Annotated in this window: 7 protein-coding genes and 1 pseudogene; 1 reads left to right on the top strand and 7 read right to left on the bottom strand. The window is 58.9% G+C overall.

Going from position 1 to position 9,127, the window contains the following annotated elements; genetic code table 11:
* Nucleotides 1–69: 69 nt before the first annotated feature.
* Nucleotides 70–1,383: a hypothetical protein gene (locus tag U873_RS36750; protein ID WP_157838115.1), complete on the bottom strand. Its 1,314-nt coding sequence runs from the start codon at nt 1,381–1,383 to the stop codon at nt 70–72.
* A gap of 323 nt (nt 1,384–1,706) precedes the next feature.
* On the opposite strand from U873_RS36750, the gene U873_RS0121665 reads away from it, so the two are divergent.
* Nucleotides 1,707–2,150 carry a structural protein P5 gene (locus U873_RS0121665; protein ID WP_025130227.1) on the top strand — a complete coding sequence of 148 codons (444 nt, stop codon included), beginning with the start codon at nt 1,707–1,709 and terminating at the stop codon, nt 2,148–2,150.
* A 439-nt stretch (nt 2,151–2,589) separates the two neighbouring features.
* Here the strand turns inward: U873_RS0121665 and U873_RS34480 are convergent.
* The 6 genes and pseudogenes from U873_RS34480 to U873_RS0121630 form a co-directional block, all read right to left on the bottom strand.
* Nucleotides 2,590–3,033: pseudogene (locus U873_RS34480) on the bottom strand (SOS response-associated peptidase).
* 86 nt (nt 3,034–3,119) lie between these two features.
* A complete protein-coding gene (locus U873_RS0121650; RefSeq protein ID WP_025130226.1) occupies nt 3,120–3,563 on the bottom strand; it encodes a hypothetical protein in 444 nt (147 codons plus the stop codon).
* Nucleotides 3,564–3,998: 435 nt separating this feature from the next.
* Nucleotides 3,999–4,898: a glycosyltransferase family 2 protein gene (locus U873_RS0121645; protein ID WP_025130225.1), complete on the bottom strand. Its 900-nt coding sequence runs from the start codon at nt 4,896–4,898 to the stop codon at nt 3,999–4,001.
* A complete protein-coding gene (locus tag U873_RS0121640; protein ID WP_025130224.1) occupies nt 4,882–5,985 on the bottom strand; it encodes a hypothetical protein in 1,104 nt (367 codons plus the stop codon). Before U873_RS0121640 ends, U873_RS0121645 begins: the two co-directional genes overlap by 17 nt.
* Nucleotides 5,982–8,066: a glycosyltransferase gene (locus tag U873_RS0121635; RefSeq protein ID WP_025130223.1), complete on the bottom strand. Its 2,085-nt coding sequence runs from the start codon at nt 8,064–8,066 to the stop codon at nt 5,982–5,984. The genes U873_RS0121640 and U873_RS0121635 overlap by 4 nt, the downstream gene beginning before the upstream one ends.
* Before the next feature lie 25 nt (nt 8,067–8,091).
* Nucleotides 8,092–9,111 carry a bifunctional 2-polyprenyl-6-hydroxyphenol methylase/3-demethylubiquinol 3-O-methyltransferase UbiG gene (locus U873_RS0121630; RefSeq protein ID WP_025130222.1) on the bottom strand — a complete coding sequence of 340 codons (1,020 nt, stop codon included), beginning with the start codon at nt 9,109–9,111 and terminating at the stop codon, nt 8,092–8,094.
* Nucleotides 9,112–9,127: the final 16 nt, after the last annotated feature.

Genomic DNA, 9,127 nt, shown 5'->3' with positions numbered 1-9,127 from the left:
AGAGAATCCGGGGCGATTCAATAGGCGTTGGCATTGCGCAGCGAGTTTTATTCCGCTGCGCAACTCGCGTTATTGATAGTGTTTCCTATATATAGGCATCTTCTGCTTCATGACTTCAGTGGTTTCTTTCGAGGTAAACCAGAAGTCTGCTGAATGCTTATCAACGATATCATCGCTTGAGATTTCCTTGCTTTGGATGCTCTCCATTATTCTTGCAACATTAAGCTCTTGTGCTTTTGAGTATTCCAGGCGCCATTGCAAGGCTGAATAGGTTGCCTTTCCGAAGGCGAAGATAAATACGGCTGCTAGAGGTATAAGAATATAATTTCTTTTGGTTTTCGCTGCGTATACCCATATGGACAGTGGCAGGAGGGCCGATAGTGTTCCGTAATGCATGGCGAGACCTGGCTGCCATTCGCCGAGATATTTGGAGCGGCCGTATGCTGTGGCAATCAGCAGGACCATGGGGGCGACGATAATTGCCATCAGGATTGCACTTTCAATGGTTCTTTTTCTTATGGCTTCTAGCGCAACTCCAAAGGCGGCGATACCCCAAATGAAAGCAGCGCAGTTTATAATCCATCTAGCCTGGCTAAAGGATTCCGGGATTAAGCTGGAAATAAGAAGTCCTTCGAATATTGACTTAAATGAATCTAGGCTGAATTCGCCTTGGCTAGATTCAGCCATATGGAAAGAAGAGATGTTAACGGCAGCTGCCGCTATATAGAGAAGCGTCGGGGCGATAGAAATAATGTTTCTGTTCTTTCTTGTCGCAGCAATGATGAGGGCTGGTGATAAGCAAATGCTTAATATCAATCCGTTCAGTCCGCAGGCGGATAGGAATATATTCGTGACTATGGATTTGGAATGACGATATTCGGATTTTGTTGACTCGAAGTAAATTATTAAGCAGAAGAAAAATAATGATGAAAGGAACTGTAGGTGAAATCCCCACATAGCAAAACCTGCCATTGGGCTAAGCAGAATGATAGGAAGGGTTGTATCTAGAATCGATGATCTGTCTCGAAAGTTCTGCGCCGAAAGTATCAGGAAGATAATTGCGGTAGCTGCTAACGCAATGTTTACTACAATAGTTACTCTGAAGTCGTAACCAGTTAACTCAAGTATAATGGTTTGAAGAATCCTTTGGATCGGTATTCTATGCTCCCCGTTCGATGCGAAGAACCATGATGCAGTCGATATAGGATCACTCTGCTGATCTGGTCGTATATATGTCCATTCGTCAGAGTAGGGGTACGGTGCGAGGCTCCCCCAAAACAGAGCGATATACAGCGCTGCTAAAAGCAGCGTTGCTACAATTGGAGTGATTGTGCTGGCCTTCCAAATGAATTTATTCGCTAATGAATCTTGTGCTCTGTGCATGTCAGTTTTATGTGGCCTTGAAATAGTTATGAGATTTTTTCTTTTCTTCTTGAGCCATTACTTAGCTCCGTCGTATTCGGGGTGCTGGGTCTGATGCATAGCCCCTTTGCTGGAGTTCTTGGCGCAGTCGCCGGACTGTTAGTGATCTTGTATATTTTTCCGGCTGAGCTGCGATCGCACTTCTTTGAAGTTTAGGCGCTGAATCATAGCTAACATCCATAGATGCCGACTCAGATCGGCATTTTCTTCTTGGTTTCCACATCGACTGCAATCTGCACCATGCTGGCCATCGAGCCGGCTTTTTTTCGTCTGGAGAAAGATGAATGACCACTCACGGCGTGCGAAACAATAATCCCGGAAACATCGACTTCAACCCGCGCAACGCCTGGCAAGGCCAGCTCGACCTGGTGACCGGCGTGCCGAAACCGCGATTCACCCGGTTCGACACTCCCGAGAACGGAATTCGCGCCCTGGGTAAGCTTCTGCTGGCTTATCGCAGCGAGGATAGCATACCTGGTGTTGGCGGCCCCGGCATCGACACCGTGTGCGAGACCATCAGCCGCTGGGCGCCGGGTAACGAGAACGACACCGAGGTGTACATTGGCGCCGTTGCCAAGGCCCTGGGTGTGCAGCCCAATCAGGCTATAGAGGTTCGGCTGCCGGCGACCCCGCGCGAGCTGCTGGTGGCCATCATCCGGCATGAGAACAGCAGTGTGCCGTACCAGGGCGCGGTGATTGACGAGGGTGTGCAGAGGACGCTGGCGTGACCTGGTTGGTCAGCAACTGGAGGCCACTGCTCTGCGCTCTTCTGCTGGTTCTGGCTGCGGCCGGGGGCTGGCATGAGGGGAGGGCCTGACTGGACGCCGCTTGGAAGTCCCGATGGGAGGTGCACGAAAAGCAAGATCAGTAAGCCGCCACTGTCTTCGAAGCGCGGGAGCGCGCCGAGGAGCAGCGCCGACAGTAATCAATCAACAAGGTGATCGAGGATGGCCAAAGGAACATTGACCAGGTGCGCGCTGATGCTTCTGCCGCTGCTGATCAGCGCGTGCGGGACGCAGCAGCCAAGCACGCCGGAGTGGTCGCCGAACTGCTTGGAGAAGTTGACCGACTGGGGGGGGCTACGCAGAAGCTGCTGACGCGTCCCGAGTAAGGGGGGCTGCGAAGCGGCTTACGATGGGGGAAGATCGGCTCGATCAGCTGCGCACCCTAGTTCCTGACGCTCCCGACGTCCGTCGAAATGCGGTGGGCCGCGAAGTCCTGCCGCGCCAAGGCGATGGTGTTGCAGGCCAGTTCCAGTGATGTATCCGGCGACAACCAGGTGGCCCACTGCTCGGGAGCCAGGATGATCGGCATCCGCTGGTGGATCGCTGAGACCAGGCCCTCGGCCTCCTTGGTCAGTAGCGCGCATAAGGTGATAGGCTCACCCTCCGGCGGTGACCAGGTCGACCAGACCCCGGCGATTGCCAATACTCCGCCGTCGATGGCGTAGTAGTAAGGTTGACCAACTTAGTGCCCGGCCTTGTTTTCGGCCGACTCGCTCTCGCTCCACTCATACCAGCCTGATGCTGGCATTAGGCAACGCCGATGTCGGATTGCGTTCCGCCACAGGGGCTTCGTCGGCGCTTCCTCGCTTCGGGCGTTGAAGGTCATGGGCGGTAACTTCTCCCTCAGCCTCCCGAACATGGCCAGCGCTCGCCGGTGCCGGCGGGAATCACTTCTCGCAGCTCGAACAGCTCCTAGCCATCGCGCATGATCCGCAGGCCCTCGACATCGCCAGCGAACTCCCGGTCGAAGCGACCAGCGCGCAGGTATAGCTCCGGCGGCTGTCCGAGGATATTGCTGAGCAGCTCCCCTTGCAGGTCTCGATAATGGCCCTCGGTTCCGATCGTGCCGATCACCTCGCCATCGACCTGGAAATGGTAGCAGCAGCCCAGGCACCAGTGGGTTTCCCTGGTGATGTTGTGCTCGACATTCCAGGAGTAGGCGCCGAGCGCGCGAGTGACCATCTCCTGGCGCTCTGACAGGCAGATCAGTCCGAGTTGGTAGCCCTCGTCCGCCTGCAGCAATAGATAGTGGTAATCGTCGTCGGTTCGGTAGAGGAAAGCGATGCTGTCGCGCAGCGCATTCTCCCATTGGGACTTCAGCTGACGCCGGTCATTTTCTTGCTGGGTGTAGTACATGGTCCGCCTCCCGAATCAGGGGAGGGGAAGATGCTGTATCCATGCACAGCTTTAAGGTGAGGCGACGGGAGGAGGATGAGCGTGCCCAGGACGGGCCAGAAGGGGTGGGTCCTACCGACCTTGCTACGAATTTGCTACAGCAGACCTGTTTGTTTTCGTAGGGTACTGATTTTATTCGATATTATTTCTATCTCTCACCGACCCATCATCGGCGCAACGCTGAAGCGGCGTGAAAGAGGTTGTGGCAATGAGGCTGTGGTGTTCGAGGGCATGAGGCTCTGCTTTGAGGCGTAGCGGCGCGAAGGCAGCAAATGCCTGCGTACCGTGGATCTGAGGTTCGATGGCGCCGAGTTTATCAGGAAAGCCGCAGGCGATTGTGCTTGTTCCCCTCCGGCAGGGGCTGTCCGCAAAAGGCCGAGAGCGAGCCCTGATAGGTCATTGAACTCGGCCGAAGTTGCGCCACAAACGCTTCGTCGAGTGATACCCCACCATCACGGCAAACCGCAACCAGACCCCGGCAGAGATGCACCAGGACAGTGCTTTTGGATAGTCATCACGAAAGAACTTGCCGTAGAAGCGGATCATGCCGCGGTGCTTGTGCCATTCGACAAAAACCGGGCGTGAACGGCTACAGGCGCCCCAGGCATGGAAAATCCTGGCCTGGGGGACGAAGCAGACCTTCCAGCCACCCAGACGAAAACGCATGCACAGGTCCAGGTCTTCGCAGTGCAGGAAATAGCCCTCATCCCAGCCGCCAACACTGTCCAGTGCTTCGCGCTTGACCAGCATGCAGGCCCCGGAAATGGCCTCCACGTTCAGCGGCCGCGTAGGCAGGGGCTCGCGATGCAGGAGAAAGTCGGAAAACAGTCGCGGCGACAATTTGGCCAGGCCCGATAGATTGAAGGCGCGGATTATTGCCCGACGTGGGGTGGGAAAGACCCGGCGGCCACCCGGTTGCTCGCTGCCGTCGAAGTTACACAGCAATCCTCCCGCCATGCCAAGGTCGTTGGAATGACGCAGGACGTTGCTCATCCGTTGAATTGCACCGGCCTGCAGTACGGTGTCGGGGTTGAGAAACAGGATATGCGGCTGGACACAGAGTGTGATGCCCAGGTTGCAGCCTGCGGCGAAGCCGATATTGCGCTCATTGCGCATGACCACCAGGCGTTCATCAGTACCGTAGCGGGCCTGCACCCGCTGCAGGCTGTCGTCGTGGGAGGCGTTGTCCACCAGCACCAGTCTGTTGACACCTTGGGCCAGCACCGAGCCGACGCAGTCTTCGAGCAGAGGGCCGGCGTTGTAGTTGACGATGACGACGTCACAGGATTGTGGCATGGGCTACTTCGAAACGTTTGGTCCAGGAGTTGGCTTCGCGAAACCTCAGGGTGTCACCCAGAGACTCGTTAAAGGCCAGGGCCTGGTGTATGACCCGGGGAATATCCGCGACGGCCTCACTGAGAAAAACTCCCGGTGCGTGGCGTCGGGTGCTCATTTCGCCAAAAATCGTGCTGACCACCGGCAGGCCGAGGGCTCGGTATTCGTAGTATTTGATCGGATCGACGAAGCGGGTGATGTCATTTCTCTTGAATGGAATCAGGCCGATGTCGAATTCGGTCATCGTTTCCAGCGCGGCTTCATGCGAAAGCGCCGGCAGGCGCAGGATATTGGGCGGCAGTGAGGAAGGAATCGGCCCGTGTTGCGGGCCGATCAAGCGTACTTCGGCTTCCGGGAACTCCAGTGCCAGGGAGCGGATAAAGTCCCAGTCGAACCATTTGGCGAGGGTTCCGACGTAGCCGAACACCCGTCTCTGCCCGGGGGTTGCCGGCCGGGACAGCGGCAGCGGGGGCAGCCGTTCGCTGGCGCAGCCGTTGAGCAACAGGCGTGCGTTGACCTCTTGCTGCAACCAGTAGTGCTGCAGGCTCGAGCAGGAGGTCAGGGCCATGGTCACGGCCTTGGCGGTTTCGTGCTGGCGCCGGCTCATGGCCCGGCGCGACCAGCCGTGATAGAAGGCCGGCATATTGTCCATGACGTCATAGAAGCTACTGTCGAAGATCGGTTCGCGCAGCAGTTGCAGAGCCAGGTGAGAGGGCTTGCCAATGCCCAGTTGGGTAGGGCCCTGGGCAAAGTCTCGGACCTGTTGTATCAGGGGGCGCCAGAACAGGCGGTTCAACCAGCCCGAGCCGGGCAGGGGTTCGATCGGCAGGGCCCAGGGTTGGCTCAGGGTCAGCCAGTCCGGCTGAGGTTGATGCTGGGCATGCGCAGGGCGCCGTTCAAGAAGGTCGGCGAGCACCGGCAGACGAGTGGGGTAGGGTTCGACCCACAGCACCGGGGCCTGGGTGAAGGCGTGAAACTGCCTGACCAGTTCGTGCGGCCGTTGCGCGAAGCTATGCCAGCTGACCGGCGAAAGATAGACCAGTTTCATGGTTTCTCCCGGGTTATGTGGGGAGTCCATGGGCGAGCCCATTTGGCTTCATAGAGGGCTTTGTTGCGGTCGAAGAGTTGCTGGCGCTGGTTGCCGGGCAACTGTTTGAAGGAAGCCGAAAGGTGATGGTGGATGAACACGTCCTCGGCGAAGGCGCAGGACAGTCCCGCCTCCTCGACCCGCCGACAGTAATCGTCGTCCTCGAAAAAGCCCAGGCCGAAGGCTTCGTCGAGAGGGCCCACGCGCTGGAAAGTCGACCTGGGCATCATCACGGCAAAAAAACCCAGGGTGGCGCATGGCACGGTCAGGCCGGCATGGCGCCACGTGTGTTGCCGGGCGCGGATCGGCATTTCCCAGGAGTCCTGATAGTGGATGTCGATCCTGGCTTCATTGCCGATGTTGTTGGTGACCGGCCCGATCAAGCCAAGCCCGGGGTCATGCTGCAAATGCCGGCGCAAGGTCCGGGTCCAACCGGCCGTGACCTGGGTGTCATTGTTGAGCAGGGTTAAAAATTCGCCCTTGGCCTGGGCCAGGCCCTGATTGCTCGCTGCAGCGAAGCCACGGTTACTGTTGTTGAGAATGAGCCGGTGCCCATGCTCGCTGGCCCAGCGTTGCAGAAATTCGACGCTGCCATCGGTGGAGGCGTTGTCCACGACGATGATTTCCAGCTGCTGGCCCTGGGGATCGGCGACCAGGCTGGCGAGGCATTCGCGAGTGAACGCCAGGTTGTTGTAGGTCACCACGATCACACTCACCAGGGGCTCGGGATGAGTGCCCTCGACGAGGCTGACCAGGGCTTGCACCCGGTGTTTCCAGGTCTGTTGCGCGGCAAATTGCTGGCGTTGAAGGCGGGCAGTTGCGCTGGCAGGCTCTTGCAGCGCCTGAGCGATGGCTGCAATGAAGGCGGGGGTATCCCCGGCGATCCACAGCTGCTGGGCGAATTCATGCAGCTCGGGAAGGTCCACTGCCACCACCGGCTTGCCGGCACTGAGGTATTCGTAGACCTTGACCGGGTTGGTGGCCAGGGTCAGGGGTTCGGTGCGAAAGGGCAGGATGCAGACGTCAAAGCTCTGCAGGTAGCTGGACAGCTGTGCATAGGGGACTTCGCCAGTCAGCCTGACGTTGGCATGGCTGCGCAAGCGCGCGCCGACCTCGGCGGTGTCCGCGCCAATCAGCAGGACAGTGCAGTGGGCAAAGGCCTCGGCAATCGCCGCAACCCGCTCTACATCGAACCAATGGGCCAGTGCCCCGTAGTAGCCGATTACCGGACGTCCCTGGGGTTCCTGGTAGCGCTGCTCCGATCGCGAGGAGAAGTACGCGAAGTCGGCAGCGTTGCGTAGCACCGCACGCTGCTGCAAGGCACTGGCGGGACACTGCTCGTTCCAGTGCTGCTCAAGCCAGGCCGAGGCGAACAGCGTCACATCGGCCTGGTGCATCAGCTCGCGTTCGAGCTGCAGCAGGCCCGGGGCGTTGTGGCCAAATCCCTGATGATGATCCATGCAGTCGTAGACCACCCGGCTGTTGGGCAGCCGCCCGGCGACCGTCGACCAGAAGGGGTGCTGGATCAGTGAGATGACCCCAGTGGAATCGGCCCAGCTCAAGAGTTCACCAATACTGCGTCGCAGTTGTCGGACTTCTGGCTCACTGGCTGGCTGGAGGTAGATGGACGGTGCGCCACAGGCAAACAAGCGCACCTCGAACAGGCATCCCTGGCCGTCAAGCGGGCGCAGCGAGAAGCCGTCGCGCAGGTCGTCCTCCAGGGTGGCCGAGACATAGAACACTCGCCGGCGCTCAAGGCTCAATCCCCGGGCCAGGTGTTGTGGGCGCTGGTGGCGAAAATCCCAGTCGATGACGCCCCAGATCACATAGTCCGGTAGCCCCGGGCGCTGTGCCTGCAAAGGGATGTTCGGCGCCAGGAAAACCTTGGCTGCCTGGCGCCGCCGACGCAGGGCGCGCAAGGGGGGCATCAGGGCGCCGTGGTACAGGCGTCGCAGCAGGGTCTTCAGCGCAGAGGGTAATGGCAGGCGATGATAGGCACCGCGCAACCGCTTGAGCAGTGAGAGCTGTACGTTTTCGTTCATCGTCGGCCTCCCGGTGCAGGAGCGTTCAATGGCGTGGCCCGGTTTTTTTGGGCGTGGCGGCGACGATCACGAAATCGCTGTGCAGCGCCCCCGATTCGATCAGCCCATCCTCGATGTCGAAGAGCATCTGCAGGACTCGCATCGATTGCGGATCGTCGGCCTTGAAGTTGCCGGCGATGCCGTGCAGCAGGAACTGCAGCAGGGTGCCGCCGCAGGCATTGAGGACCTGGATATCAAAATGCTCGCCAACCACCTTGAGGATGTCCTGGGAGCGCACGGCCTCCGAGGGGTCTACCTTCACGACTTCCAGCGGATCGGGCAGCGGTACGTCGTGCTGCAACTGGCCATAGGAACCCTGGACGAAGGAGCGGCGCAGGGGGGGAGGAATCAGCGCGAAGGCATGGCTGATGGCCGCGCATTGTGGCGCGTCGAAGGCAAAGTGATTGGCGCCCACGTACTCATTGAAAAACAGCCAGCCGTCAGCCTTCAACGATTGGCGGACATTGGCGCAGACACTCTCCAGTTCGCGGATGTGGTGCAGTGAACCGTTGAACCAGACCGCGTCGTAATGAGCGCTGGGCAGGCTCACCCGTTCTACGTCGGTGAGGCTGTACTCCAGGCTGTCGGCACCGAGAGCCGCCGCTTGTGCCCGGGCCGTTTCCAGCGCTGCCGGTGCGATGTCCAGGGCGTCGCAGTGCTGGAAGGCATTGAGGCCGTAGAGTTCGCGCTCAAGGCTACCGGTGCCGCAGCCGATGCTCAGCATGCGCTGTACCGGCAGCCGGCCCGCCAGGAAGGTATTCAGGCAGTAGGTTACCCAGTGGCCATGGCCGCTGCCGGCTGTCGCCTTGTGCTGGTGACGCCGCTGCACGGCTGGCACCGCAAGCCAATAGACATCAGCGGAAAACGCGTCTGATCCGGCCTGGTTCTCGGACCAGTGCTCGGCGGTCAGCGCCTTGCGCTGGCGCTCCTCGGCGTCGTCTTCCGGTAGGGCATGGACTGTTTCCAGCGTTCGACCACTGAGCTTGTGAATTATTTTTTTCAGCACGTTCGGCCTCTTCCTT

Origin of the sequence: Pseudomonas sp. PH1b (assembly GCF_000633395.1) — a bacterium.
Lineage (GTDB): Bacteria > Pseudomonadota > Gammaproteobacteria > Pseudomonadales > Pseudomonadaceae > Aquipseudomonas.
Note: the sequence above shows the minus strand (reverse complement) of the source record. Positions and strands in the feature narration are given on the sequence as shown.